This window comes from Pseudomonas alcaligenes, from assembly GCF_014490745.1.
GTDB classification, from domain to species: domain Bacteria; phylum Pseudomonadota; class Gammaproteobacteria; order Pseudomonadales; family Pseudomonadaceae; genus Aquipseudomonas; species Aquipseudomonas alcaligenes_C.
Window position 1 is genome coordinate 4575477 of the sequence record NZ_LZEU01000001.1, and the last position, 25072, is coordinate 4600548.

The following is a 25072-nucleotide window of genomic DNA, read 5'->3' on the forward strand; positions in this document are numbered from 1 at the left end:
ACCTGTCATGAGCGAAATCATCCGTCTGCACAACGTCGGCAAGCGCTACGACAGCTTCCAGGTGCTGCAGGGCATCGACCTGTCCGTCGAACAGGGCGAGAAGATCGTCATCTGCGGCCCATCGGGCTCCGGCAAGTCGACCCTGATCCGCTGCATCAACCGCCTCAACCCGCACGACACCGGCAGTATCACGGTCGAAGGCCAGGACGTCTCGACCAAGGCCGGCGGCGACCATGTGCGCCGCGAAGTGGGCATGGTGTTCCAGAACTTCAACCTGTTCCCCCACCTGACCGTGCTGGAGAACTGCACCCTGGCGCCAATGAAGGTGCGCGGCCTGTCGCGCAAGGCGGCCGAAGACCTGGCGATGAAGTACCTGAGCCGCGTGCATATCGGTACCCAGGCGCACAAGAAACCCGGCCAGCTCTCCGGCGGCCAGCAGCAGCGGGTGGCCATCGCCCGCGCGCTGTGCATGAGCCCCAAGGTGATGCTGTTCGATGAGCCGACTTCGGCGCTCGACCCGGAAATGGTCGGCGAAGTGCTGGAAGTGATGACCGAGCTGGCCCAGGACGGCATGACCATGCTCTGCGTAACCCACGAGATGGGCTTTGCGCGCAAGGTCGCCGACCGCGTGGTGTTCATGGACGCCGGCCAGATAGTCGAGACCGCCAGCCCGGCCGAGTTCTTCGACAATCCCCAGCACCCGCGCAGCCGCGCCTTCCTGTCGCAGATCCGTCACTGATGGACATGCCCAGCGAAGCCACCCTGCGCCGCGACCTGGCGGCTGCCTACCGCCTGGCCGCCAAGTTCGGCTGGGACGACACCATCTACACGCACTTCTCGGTGCGCCTGCCAGGTGTCGCCCCACGCTTTCTGATCAACCCCTTCGGCCTGCTGTTCGAGGAAGTGCGGGCCAGCGACCTGATCGTGGTCGACATGGAAGGCCGCGTGCTGGAAGGCGAGGCCGACTACAACATCGCCGGTTTCACCATCCATAGCGCCGTGCACATGGCCCGCGGCGATGCCCACTGCGTGCTGCACACCCATACCCTGGCGGGCATGGCGGTGGCCGCGGCGGACAACGGCCTGGCCCAGCTCAACCAGATCAGCGCCGAGTTCCACCGCCGCGTCGGCTATCACGCCTACGAGGGCATCGCCCTCGACCTCGGCGAGCGCGAACGCCTGGTGGCCTCGCTGGGCGACAACATCGCCCTGATCCTGCGCCACCACGGCCTACTCAGCGTCGGTGCCAGCGTGGCGGATGCCTTCTACGTCATGTACTACCTGAACAAGGCCTGCGAGATCCAACTGGCCGCCGCCACGCTCGACAGCGTGCGCGAGATGCCGGAGGCCCTCAGCCAGCATGCCTGCGGCCAGTTCCAGGGCTGCGAATGGCAGCGCCCGCTGCTGTGGCAGGCCTGGTTGCGCAAGCTGGAACGCGAGTGCCCGGAGTACCGCAGCTGAATCCGTGTTTGCCGGCCCATCCCCCACACGTGGTGGCCGGCCCTGGCGATTCCGGCCTGACTGGAATCGCATTTTTATTTCGCATCATCGCAAGGAACAGACCATGACCACCTGCGGCGAATTTCTTGTCAAACAACTGGAAGCCTGGGGCGTCGACAGCGTGTTCGGCATCCCCGGCGTGCACACCGTCGAGCTGTACCGCGGCCTGCCGGGCAGCAAGATCCGCCATATCACCCCGCGCCACGAACAGGGTGCCGGCTTTATGGCCGATGGCTACGCCCGCGTCAGCGGCAAGCCAGGCGTGTGCTTCATCATCACCGGCCCGGGCATGACCAATATCCTCACCGCCATGGGCCAGGCCTACGCCGACTCGATCCCCATGCTGGTGATCTCCAGCGTCAACGAGCGCGCGCGCCTCGGCCATGGCAACGGCTACCTGCACGAGCTGCCCAACCAGAGCGCGATGGTGGCCGGCGTATCCGCCTTCAGCCACACCCTGATGAGCGTGGAGGAACTGCCGGCGGTGCTGGCCCGCGCCTTCGCCGTGTTCGAGGGCGAGCGCCCGCGGCCGGTGCATATCGAGCTGCCGCTGGACATCATCACCGCCGACGCCTCGCACATGCGTGTGCAGCCCAAGCCACGCCAGGCCCGCCCGGCACCCAATCGCAGCCTGCTGCGCGAAGCCGCCGGCCTGCTCAAGGGCGCCCAGCGCCCACTGCTGCTGCTCGGAGGCGGCTGCGTCGCGGCCCAGGCCGAAGCGCGCGCCCTGGCTGCCGCGCTGGACGCACCAACCGCGCTGACCATCAACGCCAAGGGCCTGCTGCCGCCGGGCCACCCGCTGCTGCTGGGCAGCAACCAGGCGCTGGTGCCGGTGCGCCAGCTGGTCGAGGACGCCGACGTGGTACTGGCCATCGGCACCGAGCTGGGCGAGACCGACTACGACGTGGTGTTCGACGGCAACTTCCGCATTCCCGGCCGCTTGATCCGTATCGATATCGACCCGCAACAGCTGCATCGCAACCATGCGCCGACCCTGGCCATCCAGGGCGACGCGCGCCTGGCCATGCGCATGCTGCTGGCCGAGCTGCAACCGGGCGAGGCCCGTGCCGACAGCCCTGGCGCGCAACGCACCGCTGCCGTGCAGGCCGAGCTGGCCGAAGGCTTCAGCGGCTGGGCGCACTACCGCGCGCTGTTCGACGCGGTACTGGAAGTGCTGCCCGAGGCGCGCTTTGTCGGCGACTCGACGCAGACCGTGTACAGCGGCAACCACCTGGTCGAGCTGGACGGCGCGCGGCGCTGGTTCAACGCTTCCACCGGCTACGGCACCCTCGGCTACGGCTTGCCGGCAGCGCTCGGCGCCAAGCTGGCCGAGCCGGCGCGCCCGGTGATCAGCCTGATGGGTGACGGCGGTATCCAGTTCACCCTGCCCGAGCTGGCCAGCGCGGTGGAGGCCGGCATCGGCATCATAGTGCTGCTGTGGAATAACAGCGGCTACGGCGAGATCAAGCGCTACATGGAGCGCCGCGACATTACCCCGATCGGCGTGGATATCTACACCCCGGACTTCCTCGCCATTGCCCGTGGCTTTGGCTGCGCAGCGGAGCGGGCGCGCGACCTGGGCCATCTCAAGCAGCTGCTGCAAGACGCACCGAGCAACCGGCCGCTGATCATCGAGGTGCTGGAAGCGCCGCCCTTCGCCCCCTGAAACGAAAAACCCGGCCTAGGCCGGGTTTTTCTTGGTGGGGCGGGTGAAACCCGCGCAAGTGGGTCACACGGGTTTCACCCGCCCTACAATCAAGCCTTGAGGCTCTTCACGCCTTCGCTAGTGCCGAGCAGCAGCAGATCGGCCGGGCGCGCGGCGAACAGGCCGTTGGTGACCACGCCGACTATGGCGTTGATCTCACGCTCCAGGGTCACCGGATCGGTGATGCTCAGGTTGAACACGTCGAGGATGATGTTGCCGTTGTCGGTGACCACGCCCTCGCGGTACACCGGATCGCCGCCCAGCTTCACCAGCTGGCGCGCCACATGGCTGCGGGCCATGGGGATGACTTCCACCGGCAGCGGGAAGGCCCCGAGTACCGGCACCAGCTTGCTGGCGTCGGCGATGCAGATGAAGGTCTTGGCCACCGCCGCAACGATCTTCTCGCGAGTCAGCGCGGCACCGCCGCCCTTGATCAGGTTGAGGCGCTCGTCGCTCTCGTCGGCACCGTCGATGTAGAACTCCAGCTCGCTGACGCTGTTCAGGTCGTACACCGGGATGCCGTGGCCCTTGAGGCGCGCGGCAGTGGCTTCGGAGCTGGCCACGGCGCCGTCGAAGGCCATCTTGTGCTGGGCCAGGGCGTCGATGAAGCAGTTGGCGGTGGAGCCGGTGCCGACGCCGATCACGCTCTTGCTGTCGAGGAAGGGAAGGATATGGTCGACGGCGGCCTGGGCCACGGCCTGCTTGAGCTGATCCTGGGTCATCGCGGGGTTCTGCGCCTGGGAAATACGGGAAGGGGCGAATTATAGCCTCCTGCCCGGCGCAATCGGCTGCGTTTTATCGCCACAGTCCTACTGATATGCGGCTTTTGCTGCGGACTGTCGGTGGCCGCCGGTCAGAGCGCTGGGGTAGACTCCAGAATCCGTGAAAAGCCCGCCAGTGAAGCCGTGATGCTCGAACAGTACGTAAAGAAGACCCTCACCTCGCGCGTCTACGACGTCGCCGTGGAAACCCCGCTGCAACCCGCCCGCCAGCTCTCCGAGCGCCTGGGCAACCAGATTCTGCTCAAGCGCGAGGATCTGCAGCCGGTCTACTCGTTCAAGATTCGCGGCGCCTACAACAAGCTGGCCCAGCTCAGCCCGGAAGAACTGGCACGTGGCGTGGTCACCGCCTCGGCCGGCAACCATGCCCAGGGCCTGGCCCTGGCCGCCAAGCACATGGGGGTGAAAGCCACCATCGTGATGCCGCGCACCACCCCCGAGCTGAAGGTGCAGGGCGTACGCTCGCGCGGCGGCAAGGTGGTGCTGCACGGCGACGCCTTCCCCGAGGCGCTGGCCTACTCGCTGAAGCTGGTCGAGGAAAAGGGCTACGTCTATATCCACCCCTATGACGACGAGCACGTGATCGCCGGGCAGGGCACCGTGGCCATGGAGATCCTGCGCCAGCAGCCGGGCCAGCTGGACGCCATCTTCGTCCCGGTCGGCGGCGGCGGCCTGATCGCCGGCATCGCCGCCTACGTCAAATACCTGCGCCCGGAAATCAAGATCATCGGCGTCGAACCGGACGACTCCAACTGCCTGCAGGCGGCCATGGCTGCCGGCGAGCGTGTGGTGCTGCCGACCGTGGGCCTGTTCGCCGATGGCGTGGCCGTGGCGCAGATCGGCCAGCACACCTTCGATATCTGCAAGGACTATGTCGACGAGGTGATCACCGTCAGCACCGACGAGATCTGCGCGGCGATCAAGGACATCTACGACGACACCCGCTCGATCACCGAGCCGGCCGGCGCCCTGAGCGTGGCCGGGATCAAGAAGTACGTGGAGCGCGAAGGCCTCAGCGGCCAGGTGCTGGTCGGCATCGACTCGGGCGCCAACGTCAATTTCGACCGCCTGCGCCATGTCGCCGAGCGCGCCGAACTGGGCGAGAAGCGCGAGGCGATCATCGCCGTGACCATCCCCGAGCAGCCGGGCAGCTTCAAGGCCTTCTGCGAGGCGATCGGCAAGCGCCAGATCACCGAGTTCAACTACCGCTACCACACCGACAAGGAAGCGCACATCTTCGTCGGCGTGCAGACCCACCCGGAATCCGACCCGCGCGCGGCGCTGGTGGAGAACCTGCGCAGCCAGGGTTTCCCGGTGCTCGACCTGACCGACAACGAGCTGGCCAAGCTGCATATCCGCCACACCGTCGGCGGCCATGCGGCGGCGGTGGCCGATGAAGTGGTGCTGCGTTTCGAGTTCCCGGAGCGCCCGGGCGCACTGTTCAACTTCCTCACCAAGCTGGGCGGGCACTGGAACATCACCATGTTCCACTACCGCAACCACGGCGCCGCTGACGGCCGCGTACTGGCCGCGCTGCAGGTGCCGGCCGACGAACGCCAGCTGATCCCGGCCGCCCTGGACGCCATCGGCTATCCCTACTGGGACGAGAGCGACAACCCGGCCTACAAACTGTTTCTCGGCAAATAACTCGACTACAGAGAGCCCGTGATGGAGCACTACCAGCTACTGAAATACGCCCACCTGATTCCCGCCGTGCTGATCCTGGCCGGCTTCATTGCCCACGCCTTCATGCTGTGGAAAGCCAACAAGAGCGGCGACGCTGCCGTGCTGACTCGCAAGCTGCGCATCACCCGCCTGTACAGCCTGCCGGCCATCGGCCTGGTGACGCTGAGCCTGCCCATCAGCGGCTGGTGGCTGGTGCACACGGTCGGCCTGCCGCTGGGCGCCAGCTGGCTGCTGTACAGCGCCGTGCTGTTCGCCCTGCTGGTGCTGTGCGGTCTGCTCCTGCACGGCCGCCTGGGCGCCTGGCAGGCAGCGGTGGGTGGCGCGGTGCCGGTCAAGCTGCTGCGCTTCGTGATCGCCTATGGCGTGCTGATGCTGGTTCTGCTGCTGGCGATCTTCGCCCTGATGGGGGCCAAGCCGGCCTGATGCCTTGCGCAAAATCGTGCGAGCTAGAGCCAAACGGCGGCGGAAAGGGCCGAAGAAGCGGAGTTTATGTGTGATAAATAAGCATTCTGAGGCCATTTCCAACTCCGTTTGGCCGACGCGCAGCAGATTTTGAGATGAGCCTGTACCTGCTGCTCAAGACCCTGCACATCCTCTCTTCCACCCTGCTGTTCGGCACCGGCCTGGGCTCGGCCTACTACGCCCTGCGCGCCTGGCGCAGCGGCGAAGTGCAGGTGATCGCCAGCACTTTCCGCCACCTGGTCACCGCCGACTGGCTGTTTATCGCCACCACGGCCGTATTCCAGCCGCTTAGCGGCCTAGCCCTGGCAAAGATCGCCGGCTGGCCGCTGAACCAGTGGTGGTTGCTGTGGAGCGCCGGGCTGTTCGTGTTCGCCGGGCTGTGCTGGCTGCCGGTGCTGTGGCTGCAGATCCGCGTGCGCAACATGGCGGCCCAGGCGCTGCGCGATGGCACGCCGCTGCCGGAACGGGCCAACCTCTATATGCGCATCTGGTTCGCCCTGGGCTGGCCGGCGTTCCTGGCCTTTATCGCGATCTTCTGGCTGATGGTGGCCAAGCCGCTGTGATTGCGTAGGGCGGGGGCAAGCCGCGCAGCGTGGCTTACGCGGGTTGCACCCGCTCTACACGACGCTCTTAGCGCAGGCTGAGCACCGGCCAGCCCCGTTCGGTGGCAATGGCGCGCAGGGTGTCGTCCGGATCGACCGCCACCGGGTGAGTCGCCGCCTGCAGCAGCGGCAGGTCGTTGCGCGAGTCGCTGTAGAAGTAGCTGCCGTCCAGGCTAAAACCGGTCTCGGCCAGCCACTGGTTCATCCGCGTGACCTTGCCTTCCTGGTAGCAGGGCACGCCGGCGACCTGCCCGGTGTAGCGACCATCCTGCATGCCGCATTCGGTGGCCAGCAGGGTATCGACGCCCAGGCGCGCGGCAATCGGCGCGGTGATGAAGCGGTTGGTGGCGGTGATGATCACCAGCTTGTCGCCGGCCTCGCGGTGCTGCTGCAGCAGCGCCTCGCCCTTGGCCAGGATGATCGGCTCGATCACCTCGCGCATGAACTCGGCCTGCCAGCGCGCCAGTTCGTCAGCCTCGGTACGGGCAAGAATGGCCTGGGTGAAGCTCTGGTAGGCCACCACGTCGAGCTTGCCGGCGCAGTAGTCGGCATAGAAGGCATCGTTGCGCGCGCGGTACTCGACGGCGTCGACACGACCGCTGTCGCAGAGGAATTCGCCCCAGCTGTGATCGCTATCGCCGGCCAGCAGGGTGTTGTCGAGATCGAAAAGGGCAAGGCGCACGTCGGAATACCTGAATCGCAATGGTCACGAAGGGGCGCCAGAATAGCCGCTTTCGCCCCCGCTGCCCATTAGCCGAGCCGCGCGTTTGCTGCGCCCGCGGGCTTTGTGGAACAATGCCGAAACATGCGTTTTCGAGGTGTTGTGCCGTGATCGACTCCGATGGTTTCCGCCCTAATGTCGGCATCATCCTGACCAATGATATCGGTCAGGTGCTGTGGGCCCGCCGGATCAATCAGGATGCCTGGCAATTTCCCCAGGGCGGCATCAACCCCAAGGAATCGCCGGAACAGGCGCTGTACCGGGAACTGCACGAAGAAGTCGGGCTCGAAGAGCAGGATGTGAAGATTCTCGCCTGCACCCGCGGCTGGTTGCGCTATCGTCTGCCCCAGCGACTGGTGCGCACCCACAGCCAACCGCTGTGCATCGGGCAAAAACAGAAATGGTTTCTCCTGCGCCTGACCGGCGCGGAAGAGCGAGTGCGCATGGATGTCACCGGCAAACCCGAGTTCGACGGCTGGCGCTGGGTCAGTTACTGGTACCCGCTGGGCCAGGTCGTCACATTCAAGCGCGAGGTCTATCGCCGCGCGCTCAAGGAACTAGCCCCGCGCCTGCTGGCGCGCGACTGATCACGGAGTTCGACCCCGAGCCATGCTCAACACGCTGCGCAAGATCGTCCAGGAAGTAAACGCCGCCAAGGATCTCAAGGCGGCGCTGACGATCATTGTGCAACGGGTCAAGGAATCCATGGGCAGCCAGGTCTGCTCGGTCTACCTGCTCGACCCGGAGAGCAACCGCTTCGTGCTGATGGCCACCGAGGGCCTCAACAAGCGCTCCATCGGCAAGGTCAGCATGGCCCCCAACGAGGGTCTGGTCGGCCTGGTCGGCACCCGCGAGGAGCCGCTCAACCTCGAACACGCCTCCGAACACCCGCGCTACCGCTACTTCCCGGAAACCGGTGAAGAACGCTACGCCTCCTTCCTCGGCGCGCCGATCATCCACCACCGGCGGGTGATGGGCGTTCTGGTGGTGCAGCAGAAGGAACGCCGCCAGTTCGACGAGGGCGAAGAAGCCTTCCTGGTGACCATGAGCGCCCAGCTCGCCGGGGTTATCGCCCACGCCGAAGCCACCGGCTCGATCCGTGGCCTGGGCAAGCAGGGCAAGGGCATCCAGGAAGCCCGTTTCGTCGGCGTGCCCGGTGCCCCGGGTGCTGCCGTCGGCCGCGCCGTGGTGGTACTGCCGCCGGCTGATCTGGACGTGGTGCCGGACAAGGCGGTGGACGACATCGCGGCCGAGCTGGAGCTGTTCGGCAAGGCCCTGGAGTGGGTACGCGAGGACATGCACGAGCTGTCCGCCAAGCTCGCCACCCAGCTGCGCAAGGAAGAGCGCGCGCTGTTCGACGTGTACCTGATGATGCTCGACGACGCCGCCCTCGGCCTCGAAGTGCGCAACGTGATCAAGACCGGCCAGTGGGCCCAGGGCGCCTTGCGTCAGGTGGTCGGCGAGCACGTCAGCCGCTTCGAGCTGATGGACGACGCCTACCTGCGCGAGCGCGCCGCCGACGTGCGCGACCTCGGCCGCCGCCTGCTCGCCTACCTGCAGGAAGAACGCAAACAGAACCTGGTGTACCAGGACAACACCATCCTGGTCAGCGAGGAGCTGTCGCCGGCCATGCTCGGCGAAGTACCGGAAGGCAAGCTGGTCGGCCTGATCTCGGTACAGGGCTCGGGCAACTCGCACGTGGCCATCCTCGCCCGCGCCATGGGCATTCCCACGGTCATGGGCGCGGTCGACCTGCCCTACTCCAAGCTCGACGGCATCGAACTGATCGTCGACGGCTACCACGGCGAAGTCTTCACCAACCCCAGCGACCTGCTGCGCAAGCAGTACGCCGAAGTGGTCGAGGAAGAACGCCAGCTGGCCCAAGGCCTCAGCGCCCTGCGCGAGCTGCCGTGCGAGACGCTGGACGGCCAGCGCCTGCCCCTGTGGGTCAACACCGGCCTGCTGGCCGACGTGAAGCGCGCCCAGGAGCGTGGCGCCGAAGGCGTCGGCCTGTACCGCACAGAAGTGCCGTTCATGAACGGCGAGCGCTTCCCCAGCGAGAAGGAACAGCTGGCCAACTACCGCGAGCAGTTGGCCGCCTTCCATCCGCTGCCGGTGACCATGCGCACCCTGGACATCGGCGGCGACAAGGCGCTGAGCTATTTCCCGATCAAGGAAGACAACCCCTTCCTCGGCTGGCGCGGCATCCGCATCACCCTCGACCACCCGGAGATCTTCCTGGTGCAGGTGCGCGCCATGCTCAAGGCCAGCGAAGGCCTGAACAACCTGCGCATCCTCCTGCCGATGATTTCCGGCATCCAGGAAATGGAAGAAGCGCTGCACCTGATTCACCGCGCCTGGGGCGAAGTGCGCGATGAGGGCGTGGACATCCCCATGCCGCCGGTGGGGGTGATGATCGAGATTCCCGCCGCGGTCTACCAGATCCGCGAGCTGGCGCGCCAGGTCGACTTCATCTCGGTCGGCTCGAATGACCTGACGCAGTACCTGCTGGCGGTGGATCGCAACAACCCGCGAGTCGCCGACCTCTATGACTTCCTCCACCCGGCCGTGCTGCACGCGCTGAAACTGGTGGTCGACGGCGCCCATGCCGAAGGCAAGCCGGTGAGCATCTGCGGCGAGATGGCCGGCGATCCGGCGGCGGCCGTGCTGCTGCTGGCGATGGGCTTCGACAGCCTGTCGATGAACGCCACCAACCTGCCCAAGGTGAAGTGGCTGCTGCGCCAGATCAGCTCGAGCAAGGCCCGCGAACTGCTCAACCACCTGCTGCTGATCGACAACCCGCAGGTGATCCACAGCACCCTGCACCTGGCCCTGCGCAACCTCGGCCTGGGCCGGGTGATCAACCCGGCGGCGACTATCCAGAGCTGAGCCGGCACCGCCCCGCCCCCTCTCCCGTAACCGCCAACCCGCCGATTGCCGCGGCTGCGCCTGGCGCAGCCTAGGCAGCCCTGGGCAACCCTACGCCGGCTCCCTGAGCAACTTCGCCCGGTAGGCCTCCGGGGTCACCCCGTACCAGCGGCGAAACGCCCGGTAGAACGGCGACAGCTCGGCAAAGCCACAGGCCCTGGCCACCTCGCGAATGCTCTGTCCGCCCTGCAGCAGCTCATGGGCACGGGCCTGCTGCACCGCCTCGCGCACCTGGCGCAGGTTGCCGCCCTGGGCCGCCAGGGCGCGCTGCAGGGCGGCCGGGCTCAGCCCCAGCTCCGCAGCGCAGGCCTGCAGCGAGCACGGCGCCTGCCCCAGGCGCAGCCCCAGCAGATAGCGCAGGCGATTGAGCAGGTCGTTCTCCACCAGCTGCGCCAGCTGCTCCTCGGCATGCTCCCAGAGCAGGCGGTGCAGGCTCGGATTGGCCGTGCGCGACGGCCTGCGCAGCAGCGCGGCGGGGAAACACAAAGCGTCATGGGCACAGGCGAAACTCGGCAGCAGGCCGAACAGCCGGCGGTGTTCGCCGAGGCGCCGCGGGCGGGCATGGCGGAACTCCACGGCGCTGAGCTGAAACTCGTCATCGGTGATGAAGCACAGCAGCTTGAGGAACAGCAGCGCCAGGCACTCCATCTGCTGGCGCAGCGGGGCAAAGGCCTGGTAGTTGAGGTCGAGCACCAGGCGCGCCTGCTCGCCATCCAGCTGCAACTGGGCGACAAAGCCACCGGCGAGGATGTGCTGGAAGCGCAGGAAGCTGTGCAGCGCCTCGTCCAGGTCGCGGCTGGCCAGCAGCAGGTAGCCGACCACGTCGAGCAGGCGCGGCTTCATCACCTCGCCCAGGTGCAGGCCGATGTCCGGGTCGCCGGTCAGGCTGTCCGCGGCCATCCAGAACAGCGGCGCCTCGTCGTGGCGCAGGCGCCCTTCCAGCGGCGGCGGCACCAGGCGGCGGTACTGGTTGGTGCTGCGATAGATCGCCGTGGGGTCGTAACCGAGCACGCCCAGCGCCTCGTAGAGCAGGCGGCGCAGGGTGGCGGAATGGGTCAGCGGCAGGTCGGCCTGGGGACTGGACATGGCGGCTCCTCGATTGACCGGAGAATTCCATCCTTCTGATGTTTGGTCAATGTCCGAGTCCGGCCGACTGCGCAGAATGGCGGCACAACAATAAGGAGAGCTTCATGAAACGCAGTCTGACTGTCCTTGCCGTCGCCGTAGCTGCAGTCGCCGCCGGCGCCACCTGGTATAGCCACAGCAAGCAACCGCTGCGCGATGGCGAACTGAGCCTGGCCCACCTGCAGGCGCCGGTCAGCGTGCGCTACGACGAGCGTGGCGTGCCGCATATCCAGGCGCAGAACGAGGCCGACATGTACCGTGCCCTGGGCTTCGTGCATGCCCAGGATCGCCTGTTCCAGATGGAGATGCTGCGCCGCCTGGCGCGTGGCGAACTGGCCGAGGTGCTGGGCGCCAAGCTGGTCGATACCGACCGCCTGTTCCGCACCCTGGGCATTCGCGAGCACGCCGATCGCTATGTGCAGACCCTCGACCGCAACAGTCCGGCGGTCAAGGCGCTGCAGGCCTACCTGGACGGCATCAACCAGTACCAGGAACAGCGTCCGGCACCGGTGGAGTTCGACCTGCTGGGCATCGACAAGCGCCCCTTCACCCTGGAAGACACCGTCAGCGTCGCCGGCTACATGGCCTACAGCTTCGCCGCCGCCTTCCGCACCGAGCCGGTGCTGACCCATGTGCGCGACCAGCTGGGCGCGGCCTACCTGAACGTCTTCGACCTCGACTGGCACCCCGGCGGCGCCCTCGCCACCCGCCTCGGCGATAGCGACTGGCAGGCCCTCAACAGCCTCGCCCAGCTCAGCCAGCAGGCGCTGGTGGAAGCCGGCCTGCCGCAGTTCGAGGGCAGCAACGCCTGGGCCGTGGCCGGTAGCCGCACCGCCAGCGGCAAGCCGCTGCTGGCCGGCGACCCGCATATCCGCTTCGCCGCCCCGGCCGTGTGGTACGAGGCGCAGCTGAGCTATCCGGGCTTCGAGCTGTACGGCCACCACCAGGCGCTCAATCCCTACGCCTCGCTCGGGCACAACCAGCAGTTCGCCTGGAGCCTGACCATGTTCCAGAACGACGACCTCGACCTGATCGCCGAGAAGGTCAATCCGCACAACCCCAACCAGGTGCAGATCAACGGCCAGTGGGTCGAGCTGCAAAGCCGCGAGGAGACCATCCAGGTCAAGGGTGGCGAACCGGTCAAGCTGACCCTGCGCCGCTCGCCGCACGGGCCGATCGTCAACGACGCCCTCGGCGCCCATGCCGGCAAGACGCCGATCGCCATGTGGTGGGCCTTCCTCGAGACCGACAACCCGATTCTCGAGGCCTTCTACCAGCTCAACCGCGCCGACAGCCTGGACAAGGCCCGCGCCGCCGTCGAGAAGATCGAGGCCCCCGGCCTCAACGTGGTCTACGCCAACGCCAGCGGCGATATCGCCTGGTGGGCCGCCGCCAAGCTGCCGCAGCGCCCGGCCGGGGTGAACCCGAGCTTTATCCTCGACGGTAGCAGCCACGAGGCCGACAAGGCCGGCTACCTGCCCTTCAGTGCCAATCCGCACGAGGAGAACCCGGAGCGCGGCTATATCGTCTCGGCCAACTTCCAGCCGCAGTCACCCACCGGCGTGGTGATTCCCGGCTACTACAACCTGGCCGATCGCGGCGCCCGGCTGAACCAGCGCCTGGCCCAGCCGGACGTGAAATGGGACACCCAGAACAGCCAGGCCCTGCAGCTGGACGACGGCACCGGCTACGGCCCGCGCCTGCTGGCGCCGATTCTTGGCGACCTGCGCGCTGCTGCCGCCGATGACGGCGAACGTGCCCTGGTCGAACAGCTGGCCAACTGGAACGGCGAACATCCGCTGGACTCCATCGCCGCCAGCCTGTTCAACCAGCTGACCTTCGAGCTGGCCAACCAGGCCATGCACGACGAGTTGGGTGATGCCTTCTTCGACAGCCTGCTGCAGACCCGCGTGCTCGACGTTGCCCTGCCACGGCTGACCGCCGACGCCGGCTCGGCCTGGTGGGACAAGCGCGGCACCGACGCCGTGGAGAGCCGCGCCGACACGGTCAAGGCGGCCTGGCAGGCCAGCCTCGCCCACCTGCGCCAGACTTTCGGCAACGACAGCAGCCAGTGGGCCTGGGGCAAGGGCCACACGCTGACCCACGAGCATCCGCTGGGCAAGCAGAAGCCCCTCGACTTGCTGTTCAACGTCGGCCCGCTCGCCGCGCCGGGCGGCCATGAAGTGCCGAACAACCTGTCGCACCGGGTCGGCCCGGCGCCCTGGTCGGTGGTCTACGGCCCCTCGACCCGGCGCCTGATCGACCTCGCCGACGCCGCCCACGGCCTGGGCATCAACCCGGTCGGGCAGAGCGGCGTGCCGTTCGACAGGCACTACGCCGACCAGGCCCAGGCCTATATCAGCGGCCAGTACCAGCCGATGCACTACGCCGAGGACGAGGTCAAAGCCAACAGCCGCGAGACCCTGCTGCTGACCCCGGCGCAGTAAGCCAGCACGATCCACACGTAGGGCGGGTGCAACCCGCGTGCCTGTCCTTCGCGGGTTGCACCCGCCCTACGCCGGATCTCCATCAACTAGTCACCAGTCGCAGAAAAAACAAAGGCCACCCGAAGGTGGCCTTTGTCGTTGCAGCAGCTGTCTGGCAGTGCTTACGCCGGCTTCCAGTTGGAGCTGGCGGCCTCTTCGGCCATCGACTCCATGGCCTGCTGGATGGCGCGCTTGCGGCGCTCCTCGGCACGGCGGGTGGTGTACCAGGCGACGAAGGTGAACAGCGACACGGTCAGCAGGATCAGGCTGGCCACGGCGTTGATCTCCGGCTTAACGCCCAGGCGTACGGCGGAGAACACTTCCATCGGCAGGGTGGTCGAGCCGGGGCCGGACACGAAGCTGGCCAGCACCAGGTCGTCCAGCGACAGGGCGAAGGACATCATGCCGCCCGCTGCCAGCGACGGCGCGATCATCGGGATGGTGATCAGGAAGAACACCTTCCACGGCTTGGCGCCCAGATCCATGGCCGCCTCCTCGATGGACAGATCCAGCTCGCGCAGGCGCGCCGACACCACCACCGCCACGTAGGCCGCACAGAAGGTGGTGTGGGCGATCCAGATGGTGACGATGCCACGCTCCTGCGGCCAGCCGATCAGCTGGGCCATGGCCACGAACAGCAGCAGCAGGGACAGACCGGTGATCACTTCCGGCATTACCAGCGGCGCGGTGACCAGGCCACCGAACAGGGTACGGCCCTTGAAGCGCGGGATACGGGTCAGCACGAAGGCTGCCAGGGTACCCAGCGCCACTGCGGCCACCGCCGTGTAGCAGGCGATTTCCAGGGAGCGCACCACCGAGCCCATCAGCTGGGTGTTGTCGACCAGGCCGACGTACCACTTCACCGACCAGCCGCCCCATACCGTTACCAGCTTGGAGGCGTTGAACGAGTAGATGACCAGGATGACCATCGGCGCGTAGATGAAGGTCAGCCCGAGCCAGAGCATCAGGGTGGAAAAACTGAAGCGCTTCATACCTTGCCCTCCAGCTCTTTGGCTTGGTTGCGGTTGAACCAGATGATCGGGCCCATGAGGATCGCCAGCATCACCACTGCCAGGGCGGACGCCACCGGCCAGTCACGGTTGTTGAAGAATTCCTGCCACAGCACCTTGCCGATCATCAGGGTCTCCGGACCGCCGAGCAGTTCGGGGATCACGAACTCACCCACGGCCGGGATGAACACCAGCATGCAGCCGGCGATGATGCCGTTCTTCGACAGCGGCACGGTGATCTTCCAGAAACTGTTGAAGGTGCTCGAACCCAGGTCGGAGGCGGCCTCCAGCAGGCTCGGGTCGTGCTTCACCAGGTTGGCGTAGAGCGGCATGACCATGAACGGCAGGTAGGAGTAGACGATGCCGATGTACACCGCGAAGTTGGTGTTGAGGATCTGCAGCGGCTCGTTGATCACCCCCAGCCACAGCAGGAAGGCGTTGAGCAGACCGTTGTTGCTGAGAATGCCCATCCAGGCATAGACGCGGATCAGGATCGCCGTCCAGGTCGGCATCATGATCAGCAGCAGCAGGGTGGTCTGCGCTTCCTTGCTGGCGCGGGCAATGGCGTAGGCCATCGGATAGCCGATCAGCAGGCACATCAGGGTGCTGATGAAGGCCATCTTCAGCGAGCCCAGGTAGGCCGCCAGGTACAGCTCATCCTCGGAGAGGAAGATGTAGTTGCCCAGGTTGAGGACGATCTGCAGCTGATTCTCCGCCCAGCTGTAGATTTCCGTGTAGGGCGGAATGGCCACGTCGGCTTCGGCGAAGCTGATCTTCAGGACGATGAAGAACGGCAGCAGGAAGAACAGGAACAGCCAGAAGAAGGGAATGCCGATAACAGCATGCCTCCCTCGCGGCAAATAGCGCTGGAGTTTGGAGATTTTCATGCTTGCAGTACCACGCCGCTGTCGTCTTCCCAGTACACCACTACCGCGTCGTCCCAGGTCGGACGCTTGCCGCGGCGCTCGGCGTTGGCGATGAAGCACTGCACCACCTGACCGGAGGTCAGCTTGACGTAGTACACCGAGTGACCACCGAGGTAGGCGATGTCGTGCACGTGGCCGTTGCACCAGTTGTAGTTCGGGTGCTCGTGGTCATCCGGCAGAGCGGTGGCCATCAGCAGTTTTTCCGGACGCAGGGCGTAGCTGACCGCCTTGTTCTCGGCACGGGTGGTAACGCCGTGGCCGATGTAGATCGGCTTGTCCAGCTGCGGGCAGCTGATCACTGCGTGGTCGGCCTCGTCAGTGGTGATCTGGCCGTCGAACAGGTTGACGTTGCCGATGAACTCGCAGACCAGGCGGCTGGCCGGAGTCTCGTAGATGTCCACCGGGCTGCCGGTCTGGGCGATCCAGCCGAGGTGCATGATGGAGATGCGCTGGGCCATGGTCATGGCCTCTTCCTGGTCGTGGGTCACCATCACGCAGGTCACGCCTACGCGCTCGATGATCTCCACCAGTTCCAGCTGCATCTGCGAACGCAGTTTCTTGTCCAGTGCGCCCATCGGCTCGTCGAGCAGCAGCAGCTTGGGACGCTTGGCCAGCGAGCGGGCCAGGGCCACGCGCTGACGCTGGCCACCGGACAGCTGGTGCGGCTTGCGGCGCGCGTACTGGGTCATGTGCACCAGCTTGAGCATCTCGGCCACGCGCTCGTCGATCTCGGCCTTGGGCAGGCCGTCCTGCTTGAGACCGAAGGCGATGTTCTGCGCCACGGTCATGTGCGGGAACAGCGCGTAGGACTGGAACATCATGTTGATCGGCCGCTCGTAGGGCGGCATGTCGGTGATGTCCACGCCATCGAGCAGAATGCGCCCTTCGGTCGGTCGCTCGAAGCCGGCGAGCATGCGCAGCAGGGTCGACTTGCCCGAGCCGGAGCCACCGAGCAGGGCGAAGATCTCGCCCTTGTTGATGGTCAGCGAAACGTCGTCCACGGCGATGGTTTCATCGAACTTCTTGGTGACGCGATCGATCTTCACCAGCACTTCTTTCGGCTGCTGGTTGCCCTCTAGGGCTTTCTTGTAGGCGCTGGAGGCGACTGCCATTTCCAAAACTCCCTGGGGAAAAAAGGGTCACGGGACCCGAACAATTAGCGGCTGCGCCGGACGCAGCGATCCCGCGCAGGTGGCTCGCTGGCCTCGCTTGTGGCGAGGCGGCGCGGCCAGCCGTGCACGGTGGTGTTGAGTGTCTGTTACTTGCCCGACTTGATCTTGCTCCAGGAGCGAGTCATCTGACGCATGATCTTCGGCGGCAACTCGGTGGAGACGTAGAGTTTGTCCAATACCGCCTGCGATGGGTAGACCGAGGGGTTGTTGCGCACTTCCTGATCCATCAGTTCGCCAGCCTTGGGGTTGGGGTTGGCGTAGCCGACGTAGTCGCTGACCTTGGCGATCACCGCCGGGTCGAGCAGGTAGTTGATGAAGGCGTGGGCTTCCTTGACGTTCTTCGCGTCGGCCGGGATGGCCAGCATGTCGAACCACAGGTTGGCGCCTTCCTTGGGAATGCTGTAGGCGATGTTGATGCCCTTGCCGGCCTCTTCGGCGCGTGCCGCGGCCTGGAACACGTCACCGGAGTAACCGAAGGCCACGCAGATGTCGCCGTTGGCCAGGTCGCCGATGTACTTCGAGGAGTGGAAGTAGGTCACGTAGGGACGCACGGCCTGCAGTTTGGCTTCGGCCTTGGTGTAGTCGTCCGGGTTGGTGCTGCGCGGGTCGAGGCCCATGTACTTGAGCACGGCCGGGAACATCTCGTCCGGCGAGTCCATGAAGGCGACGCCGCAGGCGCTCAGCTTCTTCAGGTTCTCCGGCTCGAACAGCACGGCCCAGGAGTCGATGCTGTCGACGCCGAGCGCGGCCTTGACCTTCTCGACGTTGTAGCCGATGCCGTTGGTGCCCCACAGGTAAGGGACGGAATACTGGTTGCCCGGGTCGTTGGCCTCGAGCTGCTTGAGCAGCGCCGGGTCGAGGTTCTGCCAGTTGGGCAGCAGGGAACGGTCGAGCTTCTGGAAGGCGCCCGCCTTGATCTGCTTGCCGAGGAAATGGTTGGACGGCACCACGATGTCGTAGCCGGAACGGCCCGCCAGCAGCTTGCCTTCCAGAGTCTCGTTGGAGTCGAAGACGTCGTAGCCCGGCTCGATGCCGGTGGCCTTCTGGAAGTCGGCCAGGGTGGTTTCACCGATGTAGTCGGTCCAGTTGTAGATATGCACCACCTGCTCGGCCTGGGCGGCACAGGCCAGACCCAGCGTCGCGGCTGCGGTTATCAGGGTTTTGCGGAAGGGAATTCGCACACGTTGATCCTCATTTCTTGTTGATATTGGCAGGCCGCTGCGGGCAGCCGGGAGTAGTGAGTACGTTTCTGCCTGATCCTTGGCACCCTAACCGTCGTCCAGCCGCACGCGCACGGAGCTGTGTGGGGCTCGTGGGTAACGGTAGACAGGTTGAGGGTGGAACATGCGGCCTCCTGCGGGGCTCCGGCGGGAGCACCCGCCGGAGGGTGTCGCTGTATTACTTGCCGGACTTGATGGTGGTCCAGGTTCGGGTCATGACGCGCTGCACTTTCGCCGGCAGATCCGGGAAGGCGTAGAGCTTCTTCATGGTTTCTTCGGTCGGGTAGACACCCGGGTCGTTGCGGATCGCCTCGTCAACCAGCGAGGTAGCCGCCGCGTTGCCGTTGGGGAACTGCACGAAGTTGGTGATTTCGGCCATCACTTCCGGCTTCATCAGGAAGTTCATGAAGGCATAGGCCGCTTCGGTGTTCTCGGCATCCTTCGGCATGGCGATCATGTCGAAGAAGGTACCGGCGCCTTCCTTGGGTATGTTGTAGGCAACGGTCACACCGCCCTTGGCCTCTTCGGCACGGGACTTGGCCTGGTACACGTCACCCGAGTAGCCGACGGCCACGCAGATGTTGCCGTTGGCCAGGTCGCCGATGTACTTGGAGCTGTGGAAGTAGGTGATGTACGGACGGATCTTGAGGAACAGCGCCTCGGCTTCCTTGAGTTCCTTCGGATTCTGACTGACCGGGCTGTAGCCCAGGTAGTGCAGGGCGATCGGCAGGATCTCGGTCGGCGAGTCGAGGAACGACACACCGCAGGCCTTCAGCTTCTCGATGTTTTCCGGCTTGAACAGCAGATCCCAGGAGTTGACCGGAGCGTTGTCGCCCAGCACGGCCTTGACCTTATCCGGGTTGTAGCCAATGCCGATCGAGCCCCACATGTAGGGGAAGGCGTACTGGTTGCCCGGGTCGCTGACTTCCAGGGTCTTCATCAGGTTGGTGTCGAGGTTCTTCCAGTTCGGCAGCTTGGACTTGTCCAGCGGCTGATAAACGCCGGCCTTGATCTGCTTGGCCAGGAAGTTGTTGGACGGCACCACGATGTCGTAACCGGACTTGCCGGCCAGGAGCTTGGCTTCCAGGGTTTCGTTGGAGTCGAAGACGTCGTAGACGACCTTGATCCCGGTTTCCTTGGTGAACTTCTCGACGGTATCCGGCGCGATGTAGTCCGACCAGTTGTAGACGTGCAGCACTTTGTCGTCGGCCTGCGCCATGCCGGCCACTGCGCCGGCCAGGGTCATGGCCAGCAGTGTTTTACCGAAGGTCTTGATCATGCGGGTAAGCTCCATTGTCGTTTGAAGTATCCGGGGCTGCGTCGCCTTAGCGACGCACCCACCGGTGAGCCTGGCCAACGCACCGTGCAGTCTGGCAAGGTCGAGCCCTGGGCTCAAGCCTTAAACCAGCACCGCGCGGGCGGTCAGATCGAGGCACTTGCGTGCCTTTTCTACCAGTTCGTCGATCTCGGTTTTGCTGATCACCAGGGGCGGAGCAATGATCATGGTGTCGCCCACGGCGCGCATGATCAGACCGTTGTCGAAGCAGTGGCCGCGGCAGATCATGCCCACGCCCAGCTCGCTCGGGAAACGCTCGCGGGTCTGCTTGTTCTTCGCCAGTTCGATGGCGCCGAGCATGCCCACACCGCGGACTTCGCCCACCAGCGGATGATCCGCCAGCTCACGCAGACGTTTCTGCAAATACGGTGCCGTTTCTGCCTTGACCTGTTCGATGACCTTCTCATCCTTGAGGATGCGCAGGTTTTCCAGGCCCACCGCCGCCGCCACCGGGTGACCGGAATAGGTGAAGCCGTGGTTGAAGTCGCCACCTTCATTGATGACCTTGAACACCTTGTCGCTGACGATCAGGCCGCCCATCGGCACGTAGCCGGAGGTCAGGCCCTTGGCGATGGTCATCAGATCCGGCTTGTTGCCGAAGTAGTCGCTGCCGAACCACTCGCCGGTACGGCCGAAACCGCAGATCACTTCGTCAGCCACGAACAGGATGTCGTACTTGGCGAGGATCTCGCGGATGCGCGGCCAGTAGCTGTCCGGCGGAATGATCACGCCGCCGGCGCCCTGGATCGGCTCGGCGAGGAAGGCCGCGACATTCTCTTCGCCGACTTCGAGGATCTTCTTCTCCAGCTGATCTGCGGCCCACACGCCGAAGGCCTCCGGAGTCATGTCACCGCCTTCGCCGAACCAGTACGGCTGCGGAATGTGCACGATGCCGGGGATCGGCAGATCGCCCTGCTCGTGCATGTACTTCATGCCACCCAGGCTGGCACCGGCCACGGTGGAACCGTGGTAGCCGTTGTGCCGGCTGATGATGACCTTCTTGTTCGGTTTGCCCTTCAGCGCCCAGTAATGGCGAACCATGCGCAGCATGGTGTCGTTGCCTTCCGAACCGGAGCCGGTGAAGAACACGTGATTCATGCCAGCCGGCGCCACATCGGCGATGGCCTTGGCCAGTTCCAGTACCGGCGGGTGCGCGGTCTGGAAGAAGGTGTTGTAGAACGGCAGCTCACGCATCTGCTTGCTCGCCGCCTCGACCAGTTCCTCGCGACCGTAGCCAACCGCTACGCACCACAGGCCGGCCATGCCGTCGAGAATCTTGTTGCCTTCGCTGTCCCACAGGTAAACACCGTCCGCCTTGGTGACGATACGCGGCCCCTTCTCGTGCAGCTGCTGGTAGTCGCTGAACGGCGCGAGATGGTGGTCGCGGCTCATGGCCTGCCATTCGCGGGTTTTCGGGTTGTTTACTTGGTTAGTCATACATCACCTCTGTATTACGCAGTCGGTCGGGGCCGGGCGGCAAAGCCCGGCCCCCACCCCCATCAGACGGAGAGCAGCAGGAACTCGCGTTCCCAGGAACTGATCACCCGCTTAAAGTTTTCATGCTCGGCACGTTTGACCGCGACATAGCCGCGGACGAACTTCTCGCCCAGGTACTGCTCGGCGGCCTTGCAGGCCTCCATGCGTTCCAGGGCGCTTTCGATGGTCACCGGCAGGCGCAGGTTGCGCCGCTCGTAGCCACGGCCCTTGACCGGCGCGCTGGGCTTGAGGCCCTCGACCATGCCGATGTAGCCGCACAGCAGCGAGGCCGCCAGCACCAGGTACGGGTTGGCGTCGGCGCCGGCCAGGCGGTTTTCCACGCGGCGGTTCTGCGGCCCGGCTTCCGGTACCCGCAGGCCCACGGTGCGGTTCTCTTCGCCCCACTCGACGTTCACCGGTGCCGAGGTATCCGGCAGGAAGCGGCGGAACGAGTTGACGTTCGGGGCGAACAGCGGCAGCACCTCGGGGATGTACTTCTGCAGGCCGCCGATGTGGTTCATGAACAGTTCGCTCATGGTGCCGTCGGCATTGGAGAACAGGTTCTTGCCGGTCTTCATGTCCACCACGCTCTGGTGGATGTGCATGGCGCTGCCCGGCTGATCGGTGATCGGCTTGGCCATGAAGGTGGCTGCCACGTCATGCTTGAGCGCGGCTTCGCGCATGGTGCGCTTGAACACGGTGATCTGGTCGGCCAGGTGCAGCGCGTCGCCGTGACGGAAGTTGATTTCCATCTGCGCCGGGCCGTCTTCGTGGATCAGCGTGTCGAGATCCAGATCCTGCAGCTCGCACCAGTCGTAGACGTCTTCGAACAGCGGGTCGAATTCGTTGGCCGCGTCGATGGAGAACGACTGGCGACCGACTTCCGGGCGCCCGGAGCGGCCCATCGGCGCTACCAACGGGAAGTCCGGGTCGCTGTTGCGCTTGGTCAGGTAGAACTCCATCTCCGGCGCGACGATCGGCTTCCAGCCCTTGTCCGCGTAGAGCTTGAGGATGTTCTTGAGGATGTTGCGCGGCGACAGCTCGATCGGGTTGCCCTGCTTGTCGAAGGTGTCGTGGATCACCATCGCAGTGGGCTCGATGGCCCAGGGCACGAGGAACACGGCGTTCTCGTCCGGACGGCAGAACATGTCGATGTCCGCCTCGTCGAGCAGCTCGTAATAGATGTCGTCCTCGACGTAGTCGCCGGTCACGGTCTGCAGCAGCACACTCTCGGGGAGGCGCATGCCCTTCTCGTCAAGGAACTTGTTGGTCGGCGAAATCTTACCGCGGGCAATGCCGGTAAGGTCGCTGATCAGGCATTCAACTTCGGTGATTTTGCGTTCTTTCAGCCAGCTGGTGAGCTGGTCGAGCTTGCTAGTCATAAAGACCTCAGGTTGGTAGAGCGGCTTCTGCGGACCGGTTAAAGCCTAGCGAAACCTCCCAGTTCCGCCTGCCGGTTGCCTCACCTACTCAGCGTTGTCCCGCCCTCTCCCTGCAAGCCTCACCAAAGGCCTGGAAGATGGCGAGATAATTCGGGTTGGAGCGCACCTGCCACTCGGGGTGGAATTGCACCCCAAGGGCGAAGCTAGGCGCACCTTCGACAGAGAAGGCTTCAACCAACCCGTCAGGCGCCAGTGCTTCTACGCGAAGGCCCGGCGCCAGACGCTGAACGCCCTGGCCATGAATGGAATTGACCTGAATCTCGTCCGGCAAGCCGAGGCCGGCGAGCACCCCACCCGCCTGCACGCGCACGGCGTGGCGGGGGGCATATTGCACTTCGACCGGCTCATCGGCCGGTTCGCGATGATCGAGCATGCCGGCGATGTCCTGCACTTTCTGGTGCAGGGTGCCGCCGAAGGCTACGTTCATTTCCTGGAAACCACGGCAGATACCGAGCACCGGTATACCGGCGGCGACTGCCTGGCGAATCAGGGGTAGAGTGGTCTGATCCCGTGCAGGATCGTGGGCGGTGCCAGGCTCGCTGGCAGGGCCACTATAATGCTGAGGTTCGACATTGGACGGCGAACCGGTGAACAGCAGGCCATCGAGACTGGCCAGCAGGGTGCCCTGGTCGATCACTTCGCCCAGCGCCGGAATCACCAGCGGCAGGCCGCCGGCCCCGACAGCCACGGCGCGAACATACTTGTCGCCCGCGATGTGCCAGGAATGAAGACCGATCTGCTTGGTGCAGGCGGTGACGCCGATCAACGGCAGGCGCGACATGGAACACCCGTTTTATTGCTGTTATGTGGTTGAGGCCGAGATTAGCGTTGTTCATTTTTTTACACAATAGGGCTGTAAAAAATTGAACACAGGACGCTGAGCATCAGGCGGGCAAAGGCTGACCAGCCGGTCGCATCAGCCCGAAATGCCCCAAAACTGGCCATCAGGCCCCATTTCAGGGCAAAATGGGCGGCTATTGACAGCCTTGGGTGTTTGAGATTGACTCACAGCTGTGCAATTGCATGATTGAAATTTTTAACAAAAAAGGTGTTGCATCATGTCGGTACCCCCGCGTGCCGTTCAGCTCAACGAAGCGAACGCGTTCCTTAAGGAACATCCTGAGGTCCAGTTCGTTGACCTTCTAATTGCAGACATGAATGGGGTAGTGCGCGGCAAGCGCATCGAACGAAACAGCCTCCACAAAGTGTACGAGAAAGGCATCAACCTGCCGGCCTCGCTGTTTGCCCTCGACATCAACGGTTCCACCGTGGAAAGCACCGGCCTCGGCTTGGACATCGGCGACGCCGATCGCATCTGCTTCCCGATCCCCAACACCCTGTGTAACGAACCCTGGCAGAAGCGCCCCACCGCGCAGCTGCTGATGACCATGCACGAACTCGATGGCAAGCCGTTCTTCGCCGACCCGCGCGAAGTGCTGCGCCAGATCGTGGCCAAGTTCGACGAGATGAACCTGCGCATCTGCGCCGCCTTCGAACTGGAGTTCTACCTGATCGACCAGGAGAACGTGAACGGCCGCCCGCAGCCGCCGCGCTCGCCGATGTCGGGCAAGCGCCCGCAATCGACCCAGGTGTACCTGATCGACGACCTCGACGAATACGTCGACTGCCTGCAGGACATGCTGGAAGCCGCCAAAGAGCAAGGCATCCCGGCCGACGCCATCGTCAAGGAAAGCGCCCCGGCGCAGTTCGAAGTCAACCTGCACCACACCGAAGACGCGATCAAGGCCTGCGACTACGCCCTGCTGCTCAAGCGCCTGATCAAGAACATTGCCTACGACCATGAGATGGACACCACCTTCATGGCCAAGCCCTACCCGGGCCAGGCGGGCAACGGTCTGCACGTGCACATCTCGCTGCTCGACAAGACCACCGGCAAGAACATCTTCACCAGCGATGACCCCCAGGAGAACGCCGCACTGCGTCACGCGATCGGCGGTGTCCTGGAGACCATGCCGGCGTCGATGGCCTTCCTCTGCCCCAACGTCAACTCCTACCGCCGCTTCGGCGCACAGTTCTACGTGCCCAACGCACCGAGCTGGGGTCTGGACAACCGTACCGTGGCCGTTCGCGTGCCGACCGGCAGCGCCGATGCGGTACGCATCGAGCACCGCGTGGCCGGTGCCGATGCCAACCCGTACCTGATGATGTCGGCGATCCTCGCCGGTATTCACCATGGCCTGACCAATCAGGTCGAGCCGGGTGAGCCGATCGAAGGCAACTCCTACGAACAGCTGGAACAAAGCCTGCCGAACAACCTGCGCGATGCCCTGCGCGAGCTGGACGACAGCGAAGTGCTGAACAAGTACATCAGCCCGGATTACATCGACATCTTCGTCGCCTGTAAGGAAGCCGAGCTGGAAGAGTTCGAGACCACCATCTCCGACCTCGAATACAACTGGTATCTGCATACCGTATAAGCCCCACCCCGACGCCGGCCTTGCAGCCGGCGTCGTTTTTTCTGCTGCCAGCGTTCCA

General features: G+C 64.9%; 21 protein-coding genes. 10 read left to right on the forward strand and 11 right to left on the reverse strand.

The features are described from left to right. The first annotated feature begins 7 nt into the window (after positions 1-7). The 3 genes from A9179_RS20970 to A9179_RS20980 all read left to right on the forward strand — a co-directional run bounded on the left by A9179_RS20970 (position 8) and on the right by A9179_RS20980 (position 3166). Complete coding sequence (locus A9179_RS20970) at positions 8-739, forward strand: amino acid ABC transporter ATP-binding protein (RefSeq protein ID WP_223123246.1); 732 nt, start codon at positions 8-10, stop codon at positions 737-739. Beyond that, the gene (locus A9179_RS20975; RefSeq protein ID WP_262410629.1) at positions 739-1461 is read left to right on the forward strand and encodes a class II aldolase/adducin family protein; all 723 of its coding nucleotides are present in this window, start codon (positions 739-741) and stop codon (positions 1459-1461) included. The genes A9179_RS20970 and A9179_RS20975 overlap by 1 nt, the downstream gene beginning before the upstream one ends. Before the next feature lie 103 nt (positions 1462-1564). Beyond that, a complete protein-coding gene (locus tag A9179_RS20980) occupies positions 1565-3166 on the forward strand; it encodes a 5-guanidino-2-oxopentanoate decarboxylase (RefSeq protein ID WP_187808129.1) in 1602 nt (533 codons plus the stop codon). Between the two features lie 89 nt (positions 3167-3255). On the opposite strand, the gene rpiA is transcribed toward A9179_RS20980, so the two are convergent. After that, entirely contained in the window at positions 3256-3927 is a 672-nt protein-coding gene (gene rpiA / locus A9179_RS20985; protein ID WP_187808130.1) for a ribose-5-phosphate isomerase RpiA, read from the reverse strand. Positions 3928-4083: 156 nt separating this feature from the next. On the opposite strand from rpiA, the gene ilvA reads away from it, so the two are divergent. From ilvA to A9179_RS21000, 3 genes are all read left to right on the forward strand, one after another. Next, on the forward strand, positions 4084-5631 hold the full coding sequence (gene ilvA / locus A9179_RS20990) for a threonine ammonia-lyase, biosynthetic (protein WP_316851857.1): 1548 nt from the start codon (positions 4084-4086) through the stop codon (positions 5629-5631). 21 nt (positions 5632-5652) lie between these two features. Further along, positions 5653-6093: a DUF2269 family protein gene (locus tag A9179_RS20995; protein ID WP_187808132.1), complete on the forward strand. Its 441-nt coding sequence runs from the start codon at positions 5653-5655 to the stop codon at positions 6091-6093. 134 nt (positions 6094-6227) lie between these two features. Next, positions 6228-6695: a DUF2269 family protein gene (locus A9179_RS21000; protein ID WP_187808133.1), complete on the forward strand. Its 468-nt coding sequence runs from the start codon at positions 6228-6230 to the stop codon at positions 6693-6695. A gap of 67 nt (positions 6696-6762) precedes the next feature. Here A9179_RS21000 and A9179_RS21005 read toward each other — a convergent pair whose 3' ends face one another. Continuing rightward, positions 6763-7416, reverse strand: a complete 654-nt coding sequence (locus A9179_RS21005; protein ID WP_187808134.1) for a histidinol-phosphatase — start codon at positions 7414-7416, stop codon at positions 6763-6765. A 146-nt stretch (positions 7417-7562) separates the two neighbouring features. On the opposite strand from A9179_RS21005, the gene A9179_RS21010 reads away from it, so the two are divergent. Both A9179_RS21010 and ptsP read left to right on the forward strand, forming a co-directional pair. Continuing rightward, positions 7563-8042, forward strand: a complete 480-nt coding sequence (locus A9179_RS21010) for an RNA pyrophosphohydrolase (RefSeq protein WP_187808135.1) — start codon at positions 7563-7565, stop codon at positions 8040-8042. 22 nt (positions 8043-8064) lie between these two features. After that, complete coding sequence (gene ptsP, locus A9179_RS21015; protein ID WP_187808136.1) at positions 8065-10344, forward strand: phosphoenolpyruvate--protein phosphotransferase; 2280 nt, start codon at positions 8065-8067, stop codon at positions 10342-10344. 90 nt (positions 10345-10434) lie between these two features. Here ptsP and A9179_RS21020 read toward each other — a convergent pair whose 3' ends face one another. After that, positions 10435-11469 carry an AraC family transcriptional regulator ligand-binding domain-containing protein gene (locus tag A9179_RS21020; protein WP_187808137.1) on the reverse strand — a complete coding sequence of 345 codons (1035 nt, stop codon included), beginning with the start codon at positions 11467-11469 and terminating at the stop codon, positions 10435-10437. 104 nt (positions 11470-11573) lie between these two features. On the opposite strand from A9179_RS21020, the gene A9179_RS21025 reads away from it, so the two are divergent. Continuing rightward, positions 11574-13955, forward strand: a complete 2382-nt coding sequence (locus A9179_RS21025) for a penicillin acylase family protein (RefSeq protein ID WP_187808138.1) — start codon at positions 11574-11576, stop codon at positions 13953-13955. Between the two features lie 161 nt (positions 13956-14116). Here the strand turns inward: A9179_RS21025 and A9179_RS21030 are convergent, their stop codons facing one another. The 8 genes from A9179_RS21030 to A9179_RS21065 form a co-directional block, all read right to left on the reverse strand. Continuing rightward, positions 14117-14986: an ABC transporter permease subunit gene (locus tag A9179_RS21030; RefSeq protein WP_187808139.1), complete on the reverse strand. Its 870-nt coding sequence runs from the start codon at positions 14984-14986 to the stop codon at positions 14117-14119. Then, a complete protein-coding gene (locus A9179_RS21035; RefSeq protein WP_394354746.1) occupies positions 14983-15891 on the reverse strand; it encodes an ABC transporter permease subunit in 909 nt (302 codons plus the stop codon). Before A9179_RS21035 ends, A9179_RS21030 begins: the two co-directional genes overlap by 4 nt. After that, positions 15888-17042: a polyamine ABC transporter ATP-binding protein gene (gene potA / locus A9179_RS21040; RefSeq protein ID WP_187808140.1), complete on the reverse strand. Its 1155-nt coding sequence runs from the start codon at positions 17040-17042 to the stop codon at positions 15888-15890. The genes A9179_RS21035 and potA overlap by 4 nt, the downstream gene beginning before the upstream one ends. Before the next feature lie 146 nt (positions 17043-17188). Continuing rightward, the gene (locus tag A9179_RS21045) at positions 17189-18283 is read right to left on the reverse strand and encodes a polyamine ABC transporter substrate-binding protein (protein ID WP_187808141.1); all 1095 of its coding nucleotides are present in this window, start codon (positions 18281-18283) and stop codon (positions 17189-17191) included. A 217-nt stretch (positions 18284-18500) separates the two neighbouring features. Further along, positions 18501-19601 carry a polyamine ABC transporter substrate-binding protein gene (locus A9179_RS21050; RefSeq protein WP_187808142.1) on the reverse strand — a complete coding sequence of 367 codons (1101 nt, stop codon included), beginning with the start codon at positions 19599-19601 and terminating at the stop codon, positions 18501-18503. Positions 19602-19721: 120 nt separating this feature from the next. Continuing rightward, positions 19722-21095 (reverse strand): aspartate aminotransferase family protein, encoded by a 1374-nt coding sequence (locus tag A9179_RS21055; RefSeq protein ID WP_187808143.1) that lies wholly within the window; start codon positions 21093-21095, stop codon positions 19722-19724. A 62-nt stretch (positions 21096-21157) separates the two neighbouring features. Next, a complete protein-coding gene (locus tag A9179_RS21060) occupies positions 21158-22516 on the reverse strand; it encodes a glutamine synthetase family protein (RefSeq protein ID WP_187808144.1) in 1359 nt (452 codons plus the stop codon). Positions 22517-22604: 88 nt separating this feature from the next. Continuing rightward, complete coding sequence (locus A9179_RS21065; protein ID WP_187808145.1) at positions 22605-23357, reverse strand: gamma-glutamyl-gamma-aminobutyrate hydrolase family protein; 753 nt, start codon at positions 23355-23357, stop codon at positions 22605-22607. A gap of 277 nt (positions 23358-23634) precedes the next feature. Here A9179_RS21065 and A9179_RS21070 point away from each other — a divergent pair, with 277 nt between their 5' ends. Then, positions 23635-25014: a glutamine synthetase family protein gene (locus tag A9179_RS21070; protein WP_187808146.1), complete on the forward strand. Its 1380-nt coding sequence runs from the start codon at positions 23635-23637 to the stop codon at positions 25012-25014. The last annotated feature ends 58 nt before the right edge of the window (positions 25015-25072 follow it).

Coding starts and splice junctions, on each gene's coding strand:
- A9179_RS20970 (WP_223123246.1), top strand. CDS start 8: ATGAGCGAAATCATCCGTCTGCACAACGTCGGCAAGCGCTACGACAGC.
- A9179_RS20975 (WP_262410629.1), top strand. CDS start 739: ATGGACATGCCCAGCGAAGCCACCCTGCGCCGCGACCTGGCGGCTGCC.
- A9179_RS20980 (WP_187808129.1), top strand. CDS start 1,565: ATGACCACCTGCGGCGAATTTCTTGTCAAACAACTGGAAGCCTGGGGC.
- rpiA (WP_187808130.1), bottom strand. CDS start 3,927: ATGACCCAGGATCAGCTCAAGCAGGCCGTGGCCCAGGCCGCCGTCGAC.
- A9179_RS20995 (WP_187808132.1), top strand. CDS start 5,653: ATGGAGCACTACCAGCTACTGAAATACGCCCACCTGATTCCCGCCGTG.
- A9179_RS21000 (WP_187808133.1), top strand. CDS start 6,228: ATGAGCCTGTACCTGCTGCTCAAGACCCTGCACATCCTCTCTTCCACC.
- ptsP (WP_187808136.1), top strand. CDS start 8,065: ATGCTCAACACGCTGCGCAAGATCGTCCAGGAAGTAAACGCCGCCAAG.
- A9179_RS21020 (WP_187808137.1), bottom strand. CDS start 11,469: ATGTCCAGTCCCCAGGCCGACCTGCCGCTGACCCATTCCGCCACCCTG.
- A9179_RS21025 (WP_187808138.1), top strand. CDS start 11,574: ATGAAACGCAGTCTGACTGTCCTTGCCGTCGCCGTAGCTGCAGTCGCC.
- A9179_RS21030 (WP_187808139.1), bottom strand. CDS start 14,986: ATGAAGCGCTTCAGTTTTTCCACCCTGATGCTCTGGCTCGGGCTGACC.
- A9179_RS21035 (WP_394354746.1), bottom strand. CDS start 15,891: ATGAAAATCTCCAAACTCCAGCGCTATTTGCCGCGAGGGAGGCATGCT.
- potA (WP_187808140.1), bottom strand. CDS start 17,042: ATGGCAGTCGCCTCCAGCGCCTACAAGAAAGCCCTAGAGGGCAACCAG.
- A9179_RS21050 (WP_187808142.1), bottom strand. CDS start 19,601: ATGATCAAGACCTTCGGTAAAACACTGCTGGCCATGACCCTGGCCGGC.
- A9179_RS21055 (WP_187808143.1), bottom strand. CDS start 21,095: ATGACTAACCAAGTAAACAACCCGAAAACCCGCGAATGGCAGGCCATG.
- A9179_RS21060 (WP_187808144.1), bottom strand. CDS start 22,516: ATGACTAGCAAGCTCGACCAGCTCACCAGCTGGCTGAAAGAACGCAAA.
- A9179_RS21065 (WP_187808145.1), bottom strand. CDS start 23,357: ATGTCGCGCCTGCCGTTGATCGGCGTCACCGCCTGCACCAAGCAGATC.
- A9179_RS21070 (WP_187808146.1), top strand. CDS start 23,635: ATGTCGGTACCCCCGCGTGCCGTTCAGCTCAACGAAGCGAACGCGTTC.